Genomic DNA, 16,663 nt, shown 5'->3' with positions numbered 1-16,663 from the left:
TTCCCTTCTCCCCTTGAGGGAGAAGGTGCCCCGAAGGGGCGGATGAGGGGTGTGTTGTTCACGCCAACCGCTCCAGCAGCGCCGGTTCCACCACGAATTCGAGTTTCTCCCCGGCGACAAACCGCTCGATCTCATCGACCACCAATTGCCCCAGCCGCAGCCGCTCGGTGCCGATGGCCCCAGCCACATGCGGCGTCAGGAACACATTGGGCAGGCTGTAGAGCGGCGAGTCCAATGGTGGAATTTCAGGCTCGGTCACATCGATCACCGCATGCAGGCGCCCGCTCTGCAGTTCGGCGATCAGCGCCGCCTCGTCCACCAGCGCCCCGCGTGCCGTATTGATGAAGGTGGCCCCGTCGGCCATCAGCGCCAGTTGCCGCGCCCCGATCATCGCCCGCGTCGTCGGCAGCGATGGCGCATGCAGCGACACCACATCCGAGCGCGCCAGCAGCGTATCGAGGTCGACCAGCTCGGCCAGGGCGGTCACCGGATCGTCCGCCTGCACGAACGGGTCGCTGAGCAGCACGGTAAAGTCGAAGCCGGCCAGGAACCTGGCAACCTTGCGGCCGATACGCGAGGCCCCCACCAGCCCCACGGTACGGTGATAATTGCCGATCGGCTCGTCCATCAGCGCGTGGCTCGTGTGCCGCGCCCGATCGGCCCGGTAACCGTCGCGCATTTCGAACATCCGCTTGTTGGCGAAGATGATCGAAGCCAGCGTATATTCGGCCACCGGCACGGCATTGGCATCGGCCGCATGCGTCACCACAATCCCCGCCGCATAGACCGACGGGTCCAGCGTATATTTCACCGTCCCCGCCGCATGGGCGATCAGCTTTAGCCTTGGCGCCGCGCGCACCACTGACTCCGAAATCATCGGGCAGCCCCAGCCGGTGATCAGAATATCGATCTCGGCCAGCACCGCCCGCGCGGCGTCGCCGCTGAACTCATTGAGCGGGGTTGCCTGCACGATGTCGCCATGCACCGCCAGCCGCGCCAGGGCCTGCTCATCGAAGACGAACTTGGTCTTGTCCGCCGCCATGGCGAAGGCGATCTTGGGTCGCATCAGAACCGCTCCGGAACCAGGATGGCGCTGACGTCGACGCCCTCGCGGGCAAACAGCGCTTCGAGTGCCGCGATGTCCGGTGCCGCCGGCACACGCGCCAGCGCAGCGTCGGCATCCTCCCCCGCTGGCAGCGCCATGGCCGCCGTCACCAGCACCGTCGTGCCCACCGCAATATCGCCGCGCAATTGCGGTACCAGCGTCTTGGCCACGATCAGATTGGTATTGGGAAAGGCCTTGTGCGCCCGCCCTTCCCGCTGTCCGCCCAGATCGACAATCGCGCTGATATCACTGGCGCTCTGCGCCACCGCGCGACCCGCCGCTTCGGTCAGCGTGTCGGCATTGAGGTCGGCCCGCGCGATGGCGAAGCCGCCTTCTGTGGCATGCAGCGGCCGCGGCGTGGTGATCCGGTGCACACGAATATGCCAGGGATTGGCCGGGATCAGCCAAGTCTCGACCGTGACATCGCTCCATGGCTTCCATTGGGCATAGAGCGTGTCGCCGGCGATCTGCGCCACTTCATTGCTCTCGCGCATCCGGTAATGGCGTCCGTCATCGGAAAAGGCCAGCACCCCGTCAAAGGCGCCCATATTGTAGGCCCGCTCGTCGACCTCGACCGAAAAGCCATAGCGGCTGGCATAGACGAACTTGGAATATTTCTCGACGCCCGCCCGCATCTGCCAGTTCTGCTGCCCGCTCGACAGGGCCACCACATTGCCCTTGGTATGCATCATCACCATGCCCGGATGCTTGAGCGGCACCGGCTTTTCGTCCACCACGGCCGGCGCTTCCGCCGCCGCCCAGAACGGATGCTCTTTGCCCAGCGCCAGCGGCAAAAATGCCTTGAGCGCCCAATAGGGCGAGCCGGCCGAATTGTAGCTCTCGCTCATGAACAGGTTCGGATAGCCGAACCCGATCGACAGCACGCCATTGCCATGCGCAATCGGCTTGTCCGCCCACCAGCGCAGGTGGCGCATATACTGCCCCTTGATCTCGCTCCACGGCAAGGCCTCGAGATCGGCAAAGGCCAGCGCGCCCCAGAAGCCGCCACAGGCAAAGCGATAGGTCAGGCTCCGCCCGAAGGCCAGTGTACCGCCATCCTCGTCGAACCAGTGGCGAATATCCTTGGCAAAGGCCACCGCCCGTTCCTTGTAGGCGGCCACGCGCTTCTCGTCGCCCCGCGCCAGCTTGGCGTAGATCAGCCCGTAAAAGTGCATGGCGAAGGGAATGTAGTGGTCGATGCGGCGGATATTCCCGTCGCGGTACCAGCCATCGGCGATGTAAAAGCCGTCCAGTTCCTCGAGATACTTGTCGGTCAGCGTCCGGTCGAATTCGACGCCGCATTCTTCCAGTCCCAGATCGACCAGCACCCGGAAGAACTTCCAGTTATTGTCTGCATAGTTGAACTGCCGCGCATGCTTGAGATAGGCCGCCAGATTGTCCTTGGCCTTCTGCTCCAGCGGTTCCCAAACCAGCTGCGGGATCAGCCGCATGGCAAAGCCGATCGCCGCCAGCTCCACCATGCGCTGGTCGGTCGAATTGACCGCGCCCCAATAGTCGGGATGCTCGGGGTCCGTGCCATTGGCGAGACCACGGCGATAGAGTTCCCAATGCGCGAAATCCCCGCCGCCTGCCGCCAGCGGTGCCAGTCCCCAGAGCGGCCGGGCAAAGCCTTCGAGGTCGGCCGCCGCGCGGTCGAAATGCGCCCCCGCCCCGTCGAGCCGCACCCGCGCTCCGCCTTCGGAAAAATACGGCAGCAGCGGATTAAACAGGTCTCCCAGCGCCTTTGTCGCATCGGCTCGGGTCTGCAGCGGATTGCCAAACAGTGGATTGGCGCTCACCGGATCATGGGTCATCTAGGCAATTTCCTTGACTGGCGCGCCGTCATAGGCGCCCTTCAGATTGAGTTCTTCGGCAAAGTGGCAGGCCGCTTCCTGCGCGCTCCCATGGATGGGTCGCAGCACCGGCCTGTCGGTGCGGCAGACATCCTGGGCATATTTGCAGCGGGTGTTGAACGGGCAGCCCTTGGGCCGGTTGCCCAGATAGGGGATCTCGCCGCGCACCTCGGCGCTCGGGCCCTTGCGCCGCAGCGGGTCGGCAATCGGCAGCGCCTCGAGCAGCAGCTCTGAATAGGGATGGCGCGGCCGCTCGAAGAGCATTTCGGTGGGCGCATTTTCCACCACATGGCCCAGATACATCACCACCACCCGGTCGGCGATATAGTTGACCACCCCGAGGTCGTGGCTGATGAAGATATAGGTCAACCCCAGGTCGGTCTTGAGATCCTCGAGCAGGTTGAGTACCTGCGCCTGGATCGACACGTCCAGCGCCGATACCGCCTCGTCGGCAATCACCAGCTTGGGCTCGAGCACCAGCGCCCTGGCAATGCCGATGCGCTGCCGCTGCCCGCCCGAAAAGGCATGCGGATAGCGTCCCACCGCCTCGGCCGGAATGCCCACCTTTTCGAGGATCGAGATCACCATGTCCTCAAGCGCCTTGCCCTTGGCGATCTTGTGTATGCGCAGCGGTTCGGCGACGATGTCGAACACCCGCATATTGGGGTTGAGCGAGCTCATCGGGTCCTGGAAGATCATGCGGATATCGCGCCGCCACGGCTTGATGTCGCGCTTGCTCAGCGCGGTCAGTTCGACATCGCCACCCGCCTTGGGATGGTACACCACCCTTCCCTCGCTGACCGACTGCGCCTGGATGATGCAGCGCCCTAAAGTGGTCTTGCCGCAGCCGCTTTCGCCCACGATGGCCAGCGTTTCACCGGCCTCCACGGTCAGGTTGATTTCGGTCAGCGCATCGAGCCGCCTGCCCTTGCCGAACAGGCCCGCGCCCAGGGTGAAATGCTTGCTCAGATTCTCGACGGTCAGCAGCCGGCTCATGCCATTTCCTCCACCGGTACCGCTGTCAGCAGGTGGCAGCGGGCATGATGGCCATCGCCCACTGCCGTCCGCGCCGGCCGCACACTGGCGCAGGGCTCGAAGGCATGCGGACACCGGCTGGTAAAGGCGCAGCCCACCGGTCTATCCCTTGGCGCCGGCACAGTGCCCTTGATTGGGTTGAGCCGCACCCGCTCGGCTTTGCGCGCCATCTTGGGGATCGAGGCCATCAGCGCCTGGGTATAGGGATGGCTGGGACGGGCGAAGACATCGAAGACATTGCCCTGCTCCACCACATCGCCCAGATACATCACCGCCACCTCGTCGGCGATTTCCGCCACCACGCCCAGATCATGGGTGATGAACAGCATGGCCATGCCGAAATCGGCCTGCAGCTGGCGCAGAAGGTCGAGGATCTGCGCCTGTGTCGTCACGTCCAGCGCCGTGGTCGGCTCGTCGGCGATCAGCAATTGCGGTGTGCAGGCCAAAGCCATGGCGATCATCGCCCGCTGCCGCAACCCGCCGCTGAGCTCGAATGGATAGGCCCCCTCCCGCTCGCGCGCCCCCGGCACACCCACCTTGTCGAGCAGCGCCACCGTGCGCTCGCGAGCCTGCTTGTGGTTGAGCCCCTCATGGATGGTCATCATCTCGTCGATCTGGTCACCAATCGTATGCACCGGCGATAGCGAACTCATCGGCTCCTGGAAAATCATGGCGATCTGGTTGCCGCGGATCTTGCGCAGCGCCAGGCTGTCCTGCTTGAGCTGGGCAATGTCGGTGGCCGCCTCGCCCTCGGGTTCGAACAGGATGCGCCCGCGCGGAATTTTCGCATTGGAGTCGAGCAGGCGCAGGATGGCCCGCGCCGTAACCGATTTGCCGCAGCCGCTTTCGCCCACCAGCGCCAGCGTCTTGCCCGGCGTCAGCGTCAGGTCGACCTGCCGCACCGCCTCGATATCGGCCTCGTCGGGCGAGGAGAACACGATCGACATGTCTTGGATGGTCAGGATGGGTTTGCTGTGTTCGGTCATCATCTCACCGTCCATGGGGATCGGCCGCGTCGCGCAGGCCGTCGCCGAAAAAGTTCATCGCCAGGATCACCACCACCACGCAAAGGCCCGGCGTCAGCAGCCATGGCGCCGTCGCCAGCGTGCGGATATTCTGGGCGTCCTGCAGCAGCGTGCCCCAGCTGACGATCGGCGCCTGCAGCCCCAGACCGAGAAAGCTCAGCGCCGTCTCCGCCAGGATCATGCCCGGAATGGCCAGCGTCGCCGCCGCTATGATGTGGCTCATGAAGCTGGGCACCATGTGCCGGGTGATAATGCGCCAATCGCTGGCGCCATCCAGCTGCGCCGCGGTCACGAAGTCCTCGGTGCGCAGGCTGAGGAACCGCCCGCGCACGACCCGCGCCAGTTCGGTCCAGCCGATCAGGCTGAGGATGATGGTGATGGCGAAGTAGGTCTGCAGCGCGCTCCAGTCCTTGGGCATGGCGGCGGCCAGGCCCAGCCACAGCGGAATGGTCGGCATCGAGCGGATGAACTCGACCACCCGCATCACCGCGCTGTCGAACCAACCACCATAATAGCCGGCAAAGCCGCCGATGATGATGCCGAAGAAGAGGCTGAGCGTCACGCCGGCCAGGCCAATGGAGAGCGAAATCCGCGTGCCATGGATCAGCCGGCTCAGCAGGTCCCGTCCCAGCCGGTCGGCACCCAGGATGTAGAAGGGCGCCCGCGCCTCGGTCACCCCGATGAACTTGACGCTCATCGGGATCACCCCGGCCAGCAGATAGGGTTCGCTGGGGGCCAGGAACTGCACCGGGATTTCCACCTCGGGGTCGATGACGAAGGTCCGCCGCATCGCCTTGGGGTCAATTTCGCTGGCATAGCCATTCACATGCGGCGCCAGGCGCCAGGAGCCGTCCTCGCCGGTCGAGAACAGCTGGATGCCCTGGGGCGGTGCATAGGTATAGCGTGCGCTATAGGCGCCCGGGTCGGTCGGCGCCAGGAACTCGGCAAAGATCGCCACCAGATAGAAGGCCACAACGATCCACAGGCTCACCAGCGCCAGCCGGTGCTGGCGGAAGCGGCGCCACATCAGGTCGAACTGGCTCTCGCGCTTGGCGCGTACCACCGGGACCGTATCGACGGCAGGATTGCGGGTCAGGGTATCCATTGCCATTTATTTGCTCCCGTACCGAATGCGCGGATCGATCCACGCGAGGAGAAGATCAGAGACCAGCGTGCCGATGACTGTCAGCATGCCCAGCAGCATGATGATGGCGCCGGCCAGGAACATGTCCTGGCTCGTGAGCGAGCGCAGCAGCAGCGGCCCGGCTGTTGGCAGGTTGAGCACGACCGACACGATCACCGAGCTCGACACCAGCGCCGGCAGCAGCCAGCCAATGGTCGAGATCAGCGGGTTGAGCGCCACCCGCACCGGATATTTCATGATGGTGCGGAATTCGCTGAGCCCCTTGGCCCGCGCCGTCGTCACATAGGGCTTCTTGAGCTCGTCGAGTAGATTGGCCCGCAGGATGCGGATAAGCTCGGCAGTGCCGGCCATCGACAGCACCAGCACCGGGGCCCAGGCATGGCTCAGGAAGTCCCAGACCCGGCCCGGGCTCCAGCGCGCCGCCTCATATTGCGGCGAGAACAGCCCGCCAATGGTCTCCCCGAACCAGATGAAGCTGAGATACATCAGGATCAGCGCGAAGAAGAAATTGGGAATGGCGAGGCCGATAAAGCCGCCGATGGTGGCCAGGTAATCGCCCAGCGAATATTTGCGCACTGCCGCATAGATGCCGATCGGCACGGCCACCAGCCACATCACGATCACGGCCAGCCCTTCGAGCAGGATGGAATTGCCCAGCCGGCCCCAGATCAGCGTTGTCACCGGCGCCTTCCACTCAAAGCTCTGCCCGAAATCGCCGCGCAGCACGATGCCGCTGATCCATTTCCAGTACTGCACGATATAGGGCTCGCCAAAGCCATACTGCTGTCGCAGCGCCTCGATGGTAGCCGGGTCGACCCGGTCGCCATTGGCGGCCAGCGTCGCCATATAGGTGGTCAGGTAGTCGCCCGGCGGCAGCTGGATAATGGCAAAGGCCACAAAGCTCACCGCCCACATGGTCAGGACCATGGCAATCAATCGTCGGCCGATGAAACCCAGCATGGGGCATCTCCTGTAAAGCCTGCTCGCCACGCGCTGCAGCGGCTCTTTTCGCCTCAGCCCAGTGAGGGGAGGCAATGATGGCGGGGGACTATGAGGGTCGACCTGACCAGCCCCTCGCCGGCCCCATCCCATGGGGAGGGAACGTCTGCTCAGCCGCCACCAGGCGTGGCTGCATTGGGTCCCCCCGCAGCACTGCTGCCGCGAGGGGTGGGAGGGACGAGGTTATTCCGCGGCGAAGTACCACTGGAACGGATCGTAGGGACCGGGGGTGGGGAACAGATAGGCATGCAGCATGGGCTCGGCGACATTGCGCAGGTTGTTCTTGGCAATATAGTAGCCGTTGCCGGGCAGGCTGACGCCAATCACCGGGAAGTTTTCCTTGGCGATGGTCAGGATCTGCTTCATCAGCTCGTCGCGCTCCGCCGGATCACCGCTGGCCCGCAGCTGGTTCATCAGCTCCATTTGCTGCTTGGCCCATTCGGCCGGCTCCTCGGCAATCTCGGGGCGCGAGCCCAGATACCACTGCGCCCAGCGATAGGCCCAGACCGATTCATCGCCGCTCGGCATGTAGTAGCGCGGCTCCTGGATCACATCGAGGCCGCCATCGCCCTGCCAGATCTGCGCGTCATAGTCGCCGGTGGGGCGCTTGTCGTAATAGAGCGTGCGGTCGATATTGTTGAGCTCGATATCGATGCCACCCGCTTCGAGCTGCAGCTGCATCAGCTCCATCATATCGGTCCATTCCGCGCGGAAGGCCGAGATCATGTCGATGGTCACCACCAGCGGCGAACCGTCCGGCATGGTGTAGAAGCCATCGCCATTCTTTTCGCCCAGGCCCGCCGCCGCAAAGGCCGCAGCCGCCGCGTCGGGATCGAACTCGGTATATTGGGTGGTCATTTCCTCGTCATAGAATGGCGATTCCGGACGCGGCGCGGCCTGGCCTGGCGAGCCCTGGCCGGTGAACACCACATCGATGATTTCCTGGCGGTCGATCAGATGGCTGACGCCGATACGGAAGTCCTTGTTGGAGAACAGCTCGCGCCGGACCGGGTCGACATGGTTCAAGTTGAACTGCAGCACCATGGTGTTCATGTTCGAGGGGATATTCTCGCCCAGGCGATAGTCGCCTTCTTCCTGGCCATCAAAGAACAGCGGCTGGTTGGCCACCGTCGCGATGTGACGATCCTGGAAGTCGATTTCCCCGTTGAGCGCCATCAGGGTGATTTCTTCGAGCGAATCCGAGACCCGCATTTCGAGCCGGTCGATATAGGGCAACTGGTTGCCCGCGCTGTCGACCTTCCAGTAATAGGGATTGCGCACGAAGGTAGCCCGGGTGGCGTCGCCGGTCAGCGGCTCCTCGATCATCCAGGCATTCATGAACGGCAATTCGGGATTGGCGAAGCGGATGGTCTCTGTGGACCAGCTGCAACGATTGGCCATCCACAATTCCCAGGTTTCAAACCCGGCCGCCTTGGCCTCTTCGGCAGCGTTCGGATTGTATTTGGGGTAGAACTGGCTGCAATAGTCCTTGCTCAGCGACACTAGCGTCAGCCCGTTCACACTGGCCAGCTCGTCCATGATGATGCCGTTGGGCTTTTCAAAGATCAGCTTGACCGTGGTCTCGTCGACCACCTCGGCCGTCACTGGATTGTTGGCATTCTTGATGAAGGTGCCTACGCCATAGCTGGGCTCGCTCATCAGTTCGACGGCAAAGGCGATATCGGCGCTGGTAAAGGGCGTGCCGTTGTTCCACTTCAGCCCTTCGCGCAGCTTGAACGTATAGGTGGTCGCGTCCTCGCTGACCTCCCAGCTCTCGGCAAGGTTGGGAATGATTTCATCCCATTCGCGATTGTAGCGCACCAGCCCGTCATAGGCGACGGTACGTGCGATCCAGGCATTGTCGAGCCCGCCGCGCAACGCCGAGCGCCAGGTGCCACCATAGGTGCCGACGCTGTCGACCGGTTCAACCACCAGCGGATTGGCTGGCAGCCGTTCGGCCACCGGCGGCAGGTCGCCGCTTTCGACCATGGCGTCCAGTATCGGCGCCTGTTGCTGGCCGAGCGCCGGCCCCGCCGCCGCCAGTAGCGCCGTCAGCGCCACTGCGCCGGCCAGCCGCAGGCCACTTGGCCCCTCGGCACGACCGAAAAGTGTAAACTGCTTCATCCTCATCCTCCCTGTTCCGGGCTGCCTCGCCCGGGTTTCGTCTGGCGCATGGCGACCCAGTGCCACCATCCGCAACCGCGCCGGCCAAAGGCCGGCACGTCCTCCTGTGCCGGCCTTTGGCCGGCGCTCCCGCTCGTTGTGAGCGGTGAGATCTGCGTCCCGCGCCAGGCGAGCAGCAGTCCGCCTGAGGCGGCAGATGAACGGGGTATGGTTTGTCGGCGCCCCTCCCGGCAGCGTCACCTGAGCTTGGGGCTCGTCGGTGCGCTCTGCCGATGGACAGAGGCTAGTTCACAACTTGCGCTATTTCAAGCAATTTACGCAATTCATGCAAGTTACGCAAATTTGTTCATTTTGCGTCGCGCGAACAAGGTTTTAGGCTGAGGAAAGCCGATGAACGGAACAACATCATACGTTCATACTGGCGACGAAATGGCGGCAAACACGGTTTCGCCTTCGACCATGCTGACGCCGATCTCGAGCTGCTGCACCGCCCCTTCCCCCTCCATATGCTGGCTCAGCAGCCGCACTGCACCACGCCCGATCGCCTCGCGATCCACCCGCGTCGTGCTCAGCCGCGGCGTCGCCATCCCTGCCAGCGGCAGGTCGTCAAAGCCGATGATCGAAAAGCCCTTAGGCAGCGGACTGTCGGGGGCATAAATGCTCTCGAGCATTTCGACGGCGGCAATGTCGTTCCAGCAGAACAGCGCGGTCACGTCATGTTTGCCCGTCAGAAGGTCGGCCAGCAGGCCGCGGGAATCCCGGTCGGCCGTATTGACGATGATCCCCTGCGCGCCGGGCGTGGCTGCAATGGCCGCCTCAAAGCCCCGCTGCCGCTGCAGAATTGTCGGCCGATAGCGATGGGTATAGTGCAGGATGCGGCGGTGTCCGGCATCGAGCAGCCGCTGCGTGGCCAGATAGGCCCCGTAGAAATTGGCCGGCGAGACCGAACTGAGCCGCATGCGCGGGTCGCTGCCATTGACCAGCACGGCGGGGATATCTTCCTGTGCGCACCACGCCGCCAGCTCGTCCCAGGCGTCGATCCCAGCCAGCAACAGCCCGCCGGCATCGGCCTGGTCAATCTGTTTGCGGATCATGTCGAGCGTCACCATCTGGTCGTTGACCAGCCGCACGTCGAGCATCATGCCGGCTTCCGCCGCCTGCTGCCGCATGCCCTCGACAATGCCGAAATAGAAGCCGGACAGCCCGCTGGTCGCATTCCCCAGCGGCACCAGCGCCACCGCCCGTTTATCCCCGCCCGTCGGGCCCGTTATATGCTTGGATTTATACCCAAGAGAGCGCGCCATGCGCTGCACATCACGCCGCACCGCATCGCTGATGCCCATCTCATTGGCCAGCGCGCGCGACACCGTACTCACTGATACGCCTAGGCGTTCGGCGATATCGGCCTGGTTGGCCCGCTTCTGCACTGCCATGATCTGCCTCGAACTGCTCAACTACGCAATATTTGCGTTTCTTGCGCGAGGCAAGTCCTGACTGCACTTATCCCCGGAACTGCTTGGCCAGCCACTCCATCTGTGCCCGGTCCTGAAACGGTCCACCGCCCTCGTGATTGTTGAACTCATATTCGATCATGGTCTTGTTATCCCCGGCATAGGCATTGAAGGCGCCATAGACCGTCGAGGGGGGACAGATATCGTCCATCACCGCCACCGAGAACAGAGCTGGCGCCTTGGCCTGCCGGGCAAAATTCACCCCGTCGAAATAGGCAAGTGTTTCGAAAACTTGGTCTTTCTTGTCGCGATGCTGGGCCAGGAAACGCACGATTTCGCCATAGGGGTCGCGCGTCGCCTTCGCCACTGCCCGGGGATAATCGCACAGGAACGGCACATCCGGCATCGCTGCGGTCACCCGCATGTCTATGCCCGCCACCGCCAGCGCAATCCCGCCGCCCTGGCTGCCGCCACAGACGGCAATTTTGTCAGCATCCACAAAGTCCTGGCCCAGCAGCGCATCGATCGCCCGCACCCCGTCGGCGAATACCCGCCGGTAGTAATACCCGTTTTTGTCCAGCACGCCCTTGGTCATCACGCCCGGAACCGAGGGCGTTGAGCCCACCGGATCGGGCGTCTCCCCCACGCTCCAGCCACTGCCCTGCCCGCGCGTATCCATGCGGAAATAGGCATAGCCCGAGGCTGCCCAGTGCAGCTGTTCGTGCGGAAATCCCCGCCCGCCGCCATAGCCGACAAACTGCACCACCAGCGGCAGTTTCCCGCTGCGTTGCGTCGGTAGCACCAGCCAGCCCTTGACCGGATGCCCGCCAAACCCCGGAAACGTCACGTCAAAGACCTCGACTGCGGTCAGCGTCGTCGCCTGCTTTACAATGCTGACCGTCCCGCCGATCGCCCGCGCCTCGGCCAGGGTGCTCTCCCAGAACGCCGCGAAATCCCCGGGCGTCTGCACGCCGCTTTGATAGGCGCCCAGTTCGGGCTGGGTCAGGTCTGGAAACGGCATGGCGAACTCCCGCAAATCAAGTCGCCGCCACCATGCACGCCCCCGCGCTGCCATGCCAGATGATCGCCATGGCCAACAAACAAAAACCCCCGGAAACCATCAGGTTTCCAGGGGTCTGAATTGGTAGCGAAGCCCAGATTTGAACTGGGGACACACGGATTATGATTCCGCGATACCCTCGCGCGTGCGAGCACCCTCAATTACCAGCTTTTACCACAAACCCCTGAATATAAAACATCTTCAGATTGGCTCATTCCCATCAGCCCCCTCGTAATACGACCAATCACCCGCTACACTGCTACCTAGTTTGCTACCTAGCGGCACAGATGATCGTCAAACATGCGAGTCAAATTAACGAAAAAGATCGTCGAGGCTATCACCCCCGCCACGCCGCCGATCGATGAAACTGGCAAAGCCAGAAAAGCGCCTGACGTAATTCGCTGGGACACAGAGGTTCCTGGCTTCGGCGTCAAGGTCACGCCAGCTGGGAAGCGCGTCTATTTCGTGTACTATCGAACGTCCAGTGGCCAACAACGCCGCCCCAAAGTTGGAGATCACGGCCCCCTCACTGTGGACCAGGCCCGCCAGATCGCTCGCCAATGGCTGGCGAAGTCGGCCGCCGGAGAGGATGTTAGTCAGCAGCGTCAAACTGACCGGGCATCGGGCACTGTAGCGGAGCTCGCGACGCGGTATCTCGCTGAGTATGCCGTGCCCCATAAAAAGCCCCGGAGCGTCCAGACTGACCGAGCTAACCTGGACAACCACGTGATCCCTACCCTCGGTTTAATGCGCGTCAGAGATGTGACGCGACAGGACATTGATCGCATGAAGGTTGCCGTGAGAGACGGCAAAACCGCGCGCGAGTTGAAGGCTAAGCCGCGCGGCCGGCGTATAATCCGCGGCGGCGAAGGCATTGCCAACCGGGTCGTTGCACTGGTTTCCAAAATGTTTGGCTGCGCTCAAGAATGGGGCTTACGCGACGACAACCCGGCCAGCTCCATTCGGAAATACAAGGAGCATCGGAAGGATCGTTTCCTTGATGAAGCTGAGGTCGGCAGATTAATCACTCAACTCGACGTCACTGATCAGGCCCAGGTCGTGAGCAGCAAAGCGACTGCGGCCATTCGCGTCCTGCTATATACGGGTATGCGCTACAGCGAGGTTATGACCCTGAGGTGGCGTGACGTGGACGAAGGAAAAAACTGCTTTCGGCTGGCCGATAGCAAGACCGGATCCAGGGTGATCCCGTATGGTACCCAGGTTGTTTTGGCATTGTCCGCACTTGAGCGCGGAGCACCGGACAAGCTGTTATTTGAAGGTGCGAAGGAGGGATCACCAATATCCTTGCAGCGGCCTTGGCATCAGATACGCGCCGCTGCAGAGATTGACGCATCGGCGACCCTTCATACTCTGCGCCACACTTTTGCATCCTGGTCGGTCATGGGCGGTCTATCGCTGGCGCAGGTGGGTGCCTTGCTCGGGCATAAATCCACTCAGACTACACTTCGGTACGCCGACCATGCAGTCGAGGCCCTACGCGCCTACGGGGAACAAACCGGCGAAGCCATGGCTGCGATGGCGAAGGCATCCACCAAACCTGAAGATTAGCCGGGCTTTGACGGTGTTGGAGATTGAAGGGGGATCACCTCACCAACGGCCCTCAGCTTGGCGATGATCGCTGCCAGATGACTAGCGTCTGCCACTTTCCACTTCAGCGTCGCGTCGTCCCCGATCTTGATCGTTACCAGCGCTGATTTTGTCCTCACCGCCGCCGACCCGGACTTGAGTAAACGGTCGGTGACGTTGCCCCCAACTTCTATCCAGCGTGAAGTAGACTCGGGCGGTTAGTTTGGTCGATCTGGCCGGGGTGAGCGACGGGGGCTGGCGCGGAGCTGGTCATTGAGCGGAGCGGCAGATCCCGTCGCGGGTTGAAGGTGTCGGCGTATTCGGCAGGCGTCATCCAACCCAGCCGCGAGTGCGGCCGGTGCAGATTGTAATCGGCGCGCCAAGACGCCACGGTGGCCCGGACGTGAGCAAGCGATGGGAACAGGGTCTCGTTGAGCAGTTCGTCCCGCAGCCGGCCGTTAAAGCTCTCGATGAAGGCATTCTGGATCGGCTTGCCAGGGGCAATGTAGTGCCAGTCGATCCCCATCCGGTCAGCGAAGCCCAGGATGGCATTGGACGTGAACTCAGTCCCATTGTCGCTGACGATCATCTTGGGGCGTCCTCGAGTAGCCATCAGCGTCTCCAGCTCTCTGGCAACGCGCAGACCAGACAGCGAGGTGTCGGCAACCAAGGTCAGGCATTCGCGTGTGCAGTCATCGACCACTGTCAGCACCCGGAAGCGCCGACCGTCGGTCATCTGGTCGGAGACGAAGTCCAGGGACCAGCGTTCGTTGGGCGCCATTGGGATCAGCATCGGCGCCCTGGTGCCCATGGCACGCTTGCGGCCGCCTCGACGGCGCACCATCAGCTTCTCCTCGCGATAGATCCGGAACAGGCGCTTGTGATTGACCTGATACCCTTCCCGCCGCAGCAGGACGTGCAGCCGCCGATAGCCAAACCGTCGCCGCTCATGGGCAATGGCCTTCATCCGGTCGCGCAGCACGATGTCATCGGTTCGCAGCGCCTGGTAGCGCATCGTCATCCGGCAACATCCCAATACTCGGCACGCCCGCCGCTCGCTCATCCCATAGGCAGTCTGGAGATGGGCGACAGCATCCCGCTCGGCGGCGGGCGCTACCATTTTTTTCCAAGAAGATCTTTCAGCGCGGCATTATCGAGCATGCTGTCGGCCAGCAGCTTCTTGAGCCGGGCGTTCTCGTCCTCAAGCGCCTTCAGTCGTCGGGCCTCGCTGACGTCCATGCCGCCATACTTGGCCTTCCATTTGTAGATGCTGGCATTGCTGACGCCATGCTTGCGGCACAGGTCGGCAACTGGAACGCCGGCCTCCTGCTCCTTCAAGATCGCAATGATCTGCTCTTCGGTGAACCTGGTTCGCTTCATCTCTGGTCCTTCTGATGGGGCCAGAGCCTACTTCAAACTGGATTAGGCGCAGGGGGCAACGTCACTGTCAGTCCACTGCGCCAGAAGCTGATCGACGATATGACCAACCTCCTGCTGGCTTTCGAGGATGTCACTGAGGCCATCAATTCAGATCGCAACAAGGACATGATGGCGGCGGAACTGGCGCACCGCATCAAAAACTCGCTCGCGGTAATCTCGGCATTTGTCTCTTTTGAACTCAGACAAGCAGCAGACCCGTGCGTCCCGGGATATCAAGCCATGCAGTCGCGCATCAACGCGGTTGGAAATCTATACGACGTGATCGCCCGCTCGAGTGTCTTTGGGCCGGTGGATATGCCCGCCTACCTCGCCGGAATTGCCGCAAGCCTTCGTTCAAGTCTGCTTGGCGAAAAATCGACAATCGAGATCGCCTTGGATGTCGAACCTTTTACGGTCAGTGCCGACAATGCCGTGCCGATTGGCTTGTTGGTCAACGAGCTTGTTACAAACGCGGTAAAATATGCTTTCCCCGCCAAGAAAGGACGTATCATTCTCGGCTTCAGACAGCGTGACAGCGAGTTCAGCCTGTCAGTGCAAGATGACGGCGTCGGCATCGATGGAAGTGAGCGGGCGTCAGCATCGTCAGGCATGGGAACACGGTTCATAGACGCCTTCGTCCGCCAGATCGGCGGAACACTCGCGCGGGCGAGTGGAGCCGGAGGTACGACGATCACTGTCCGACTGCCGACCAGCATTGTGTCATCATAGTGGTTTTGCGACGCAAAACATCCGTTCCACAAGGCACATATGACGCATTGACCATCGATGGCTAGTCGGCAACTTTCGATTTCATTCCTTATGACGGGGGCGAGATCCACCGATGCTGGGTCGTCTCCACCGGGCCATACAATTGCAGTGCGAGGTCTTAGCGTCGGCCACCAATCCAACTCCTAATGTCAGATCAGCAGATCACAGCTTTCGCCCAGTCCCGATTGTCCGCTTGACGGCTTAAAGCAGAGGTATTGAGATTTGCATGACAAACCATCAAAATATCTTGAGACAGGGATCGAAACGTCGAGTTGTTCGCTTAAATTTGAGTAGCTCTACCCATAATCCAACCAAAGGTGCCCGGAAAGTATGAGCACGCGAATATCAGTCCTAGTGGTCGAGGACGAGCCTCTGATCCGCATGGATGTCATTGATCAGCTTGAGCGCGAGGCCTTCCGTGTATTCGAGGCCGAAAACGCCGATCAAGCGATCGACTTGTTGGAAGCCAATCCGTCGATCAGCATGCTGTTTACCGATATTGATATGCCCGGCAGCATGGATGGGCTGAAGCTGGCTGCGGCTGTGCGGGATCGGTGGCCGCCGGTTAGAATCATCGTCACGTCTGGACACCATAAGATTCTACCCTCCGATATGCCCGACGGTAGCGTCTTCTTTAGCAAGCCTTACCGACATGACGACGTGATGGTTTCCTTGCGCGATTTGCTGGCGATTTAGACCGCGCCTGCCCTCTTTCTTATGGGAAAGAGGATACTTTAATCAGGATTGATCCAAGTGGGTAACGTCGCTGGAGATCACTTTAGGGCGTGATTTTTTAGTCCTAGAATTGTTGAGTGGCGCGATCAATCGCCACAATTAGACTACCAGCAAAGCACCGCTTTTCGACACTTGCGAGACCTTCACTTGACCGACCGCCTTCAGGAAATCGAAAAGGCGGCGTGAACGGCAAAATGGTACGACTGCCGCCAGACCGATTGTCGCTTACCCTTGCTTGAGCCTAGGTGGCAAGTTAGGGGGCAGACCGGCAGCATTGGGAATAGCCTACAGGAAAAGCAGGCATTGGTGGATTGGCAAACTTGGGGCAACGTCATCGGGACGAAAGTGAACCCAGCCT

At 61.8% G+C, this 16,663-nt stretch carries 13 protein-coding genes; 3 read left to right on the top strand and 10 right to left on the bottom strand.

Annotated features, from left to right (window positions below):
- Positions 1-58: 58 nt before the first annotated feature.
- The 9 genes from GDR53_RS12525 to GDR53_RS12485 form a co-directional block, all read right to left on the bottom strand.
- Positions 59-1,069, bottom strand: coding sequence for a hydroxyacid dehydrogenase (locus GDR53_RS12525; RefSeq protein ID WP_193338078.1), 1,011 nt, complete (start codon positions 1,067-1,069; stop codon positions 59-61).
- Complete coding sequence (locus tag GDR53_RS12520; protein WP_193334815.1) at positions 1,066-2,919, bottom strand: DUF2264 domain-containing protein; 1,854 nt, start codon at positions 2,917-2,919, stop codon at positions 1,066-1,068. The genes GDR53_RS12525 and GDR53_RS12520 overlap by 4 nt, the downstream gene beginning before the upstream one ends.
- Positions 2,920-3,954, bottom strand: coding sequence for an ABC transporter ATP-binding protein (locus GDR53_RS12515; protein WP_193334814.1), 1,035 nt, complete (start codon positions 3,952-3,954; stop codon positions 2,920-2,922).
- Positions 3,951-4,979 (bottom strand): ABC transporter ATP-binding protein, encoded by a 1,029-nt coding sequence (locus GDR53_RS12510; RefSeq protein WP_193338077.1) that lies wholly within the window; start codon positions 4,977-4,979, stop codon positions 3,951-3,953. Before GDR53_RS12510 ends, GDR53_RS12515 begins: the two co-directional genes overlap by 4 nt.
- 4 nt (positions 4,980-4,983) lie before the next feature.
- On the bottom strand, positions 4,984-6,045 hold the full coding sequence (locus GDR53_RS12505) for an ABC transporter permease (RefSeq protein ID WP_408639804.1): 1,062 nt from the start codon (positions 6,043-6,045) through the stop codon (positions 4,984-4,986).
- An 84-nt stretch (positions 6,046-6,129) separates the two neighbouring features.
- Positions 6,130-7,122, bottom strand: coding sequence for an ABC transporter permease (locus GDR53_RS12500; protein ID WP_193334812.1), 993 nt, complete (start codon positions 7,120-7,122; stop codon positions 6,130-6,132).
- Positions 7,123-7,344: 222 nt separating this feature from the next.
- A complete protein-coding gene (locus GDR53_RS12495; RefSeq protein WP_193334811.1) occupies positions 7,345-9,285 on the bottom strand; it encodes an ABC transporter substrate-binding protein in 1,941 nt (646 codons plus the stop codon).
- A 413-nt stretch (positions 9,286-9,698) separates the two neighbouring features.
- Positions 9,699-10,718 carry a LacI family DNA-binding transcriptional regulator gene (locus GDR53_RS12490; RefSeq protein ID WP_193334810.1) on the bottom strand — a complete coding sequence of 340 codons (1,020 nt, stop codon included), beginning with the start codon at positions 10,716-10,718 and terminating at the stop codon, positions 9,699-9,701.
- 67 nt (positions 10,719-10,785) lie between these two features.
- A complete protein-coding gene (locus GDR53_RS12485; protein ID WP_193334809.1) occupies positions 10,786-11,757 on the bottom strand; it encodes an acetylxylan esterase in 972 nt (323 codons plus the stop codon).
- A gap of 339 nt (positions 11,758-12,096) precedes the next feature.
- On the opposite strand from GDR53_RS12485, the gene GDR53_RS12480 reads away from it, so the two are divergent.
- Positions 12,097-13,365, top strand: a complete 1,269-nt coding sequence (locus GDR53_RS12480; protein WP_193334808.1) for a site-specific integrase — start codon at positions 12,097-12,099, stop codon at positions 13,363-13,365.
- A 208-nt stretch (positions 13,366-13,573) separates the two neighbouring features.
- On the opposite strand, the gene GDR53_RS12475 is transcribed toward GDR53_RS12480, so the two are convergent.
- A protein-coding gene (locus GDR53_RS12475; protein ID WP_193334513.1) for an IS3 family transposase occupies positions 13,574-14,763 on the bottom strand; the annotation gives its coding sequence in 2 pieces (ribosomal slippage) (positions 13,574-14,505 and positions 14,505-14,763; 1,191 coding nt in all).
- Between the two features lie 99 nt (positions 14,764-14,862).
- Between GDR53_RS12475 and GDR53_RS12470 the strand changes: the two genes are divergently transcribed.
- Together GDR53_RS12470 and GDR53_RS12465 are read left to right on the top strand one after the other, a co-directional pair.
- On the top strand, positions 14,863-15,531 hold the full coding sequence (locus GDR53_RS12470; RefSeq protein WP_193334807.1) for a sensor histidine kinase: 669 nt from the start codon (positions 14,863-14,865) through the stop codon (positions 15,529-15,531).
- Positions 15,532-15,951: 420 nt separating this feature from the next.
- Positions 15,952-16,266, top strand: coding sequence for a response regulator (locus tag GDR53_RS12465; RefSeq protein ID WP_232846616.1), 315 nt, complete (start codon positions 15,952-15,954; stop codon positions 16,264-16,266).
- Positions 16,267-16,663: the final 397 nt, after the last annotated feature.

The organism is Devosia beringensis, from assembly GCF_014926585.1.
In the GTDB taxonomy this organism is placed as follows: Bacteria; Pseudomonadota; Alphaproteobacteria; order Rhizobiales; family Devosiaceae; genus Devosia; species Devosia beringensis.
The sequence above is the reverse complement of the archived record's forward strand: the minus strand, read 5'-3'. Positions and strand labels throughout refer to the sequence as shown.

Bases quoted from the DNA above. Each gene is read 5' to 3' on its own strand.
- GDR53_RS12490 (WP_193334810.1), bottom strand. From the start codon at position 10,718: ATGGCAGTGCAGAAGCGGGCCAACCAGGCCGATATCGCCGAACGCCTA.
- GDR53_RS12485 (WP_193334809.1), bottom strand. From the start codon at position 11,757: ATGCCGTTTCCAGACCTGACCCAGCCCGAACTGGGCGCCTATCAAAGC.
- GDR53_RS12480 (WP_193334808.1), top strand. From the start codon at position 12,097: ATGCGAGTCAAATTAACGAAAAAGATCGTCGAGGCTATCACCCCCGCC.
- GDR53_RS12505 (WP_408639804.1), bottom strand. From the start codon at position 6,045: ATGTGGCGCCGCTTCCGCCAGCACCGGCTGGCGCTGGTGAGCCTGTGG.
- GDR53_RS12495 (WP_193334811.1), bottom strand. From the start codon at position 9,285: ATGAAGCAGTTTACACTTTTCGGTCGTGCCGAGGGGCCAAGTGGCCTG.
- GDR53_RS12470 (WP_193334807.1), top strand. From the start codon at position 14,863: ATGACCAACCTCCTGCTGGCTTTCGAGGATGTCACTGAGGCCATCAAT.
- GDR53_RS12520 (WP_193334815.1), bottom strand. From the start codon at position 2,919: ATGACCCATGATCCGGTGAGCGCCAATCCACTGTTTGGCAATCCGCTG.
- GDR53_RS12500 (WP_193334812.1), bottom strand. From the start codon at position 7,122: ATGCTGGGTTTCATCGGCCGACGATTGATTGCCATGGTCCTGACCATG.
- GDR53_RS12510 (WP_193338077.1), bottom strand. From the start codon at position 4,979: ATGACCGAACACAGCAAACCCATCCTGACCATCCAAGACATGTCGATC.
- GDR53_RS12515 (WP_193334814.1), bottom strand. From the start codon at position 3,954: ATGAGCCGGCTGCTGACCGTCGAGAATCTGAGCAAGCATTTCACCCTG.
- GDR53_RS12465 (WP_232846616.1), top strand. From the start codon at position 15,952: ATGGATGTCATTGATCAGCTTGAGCGCGAGGCCTTCCGTGTATTCGAG.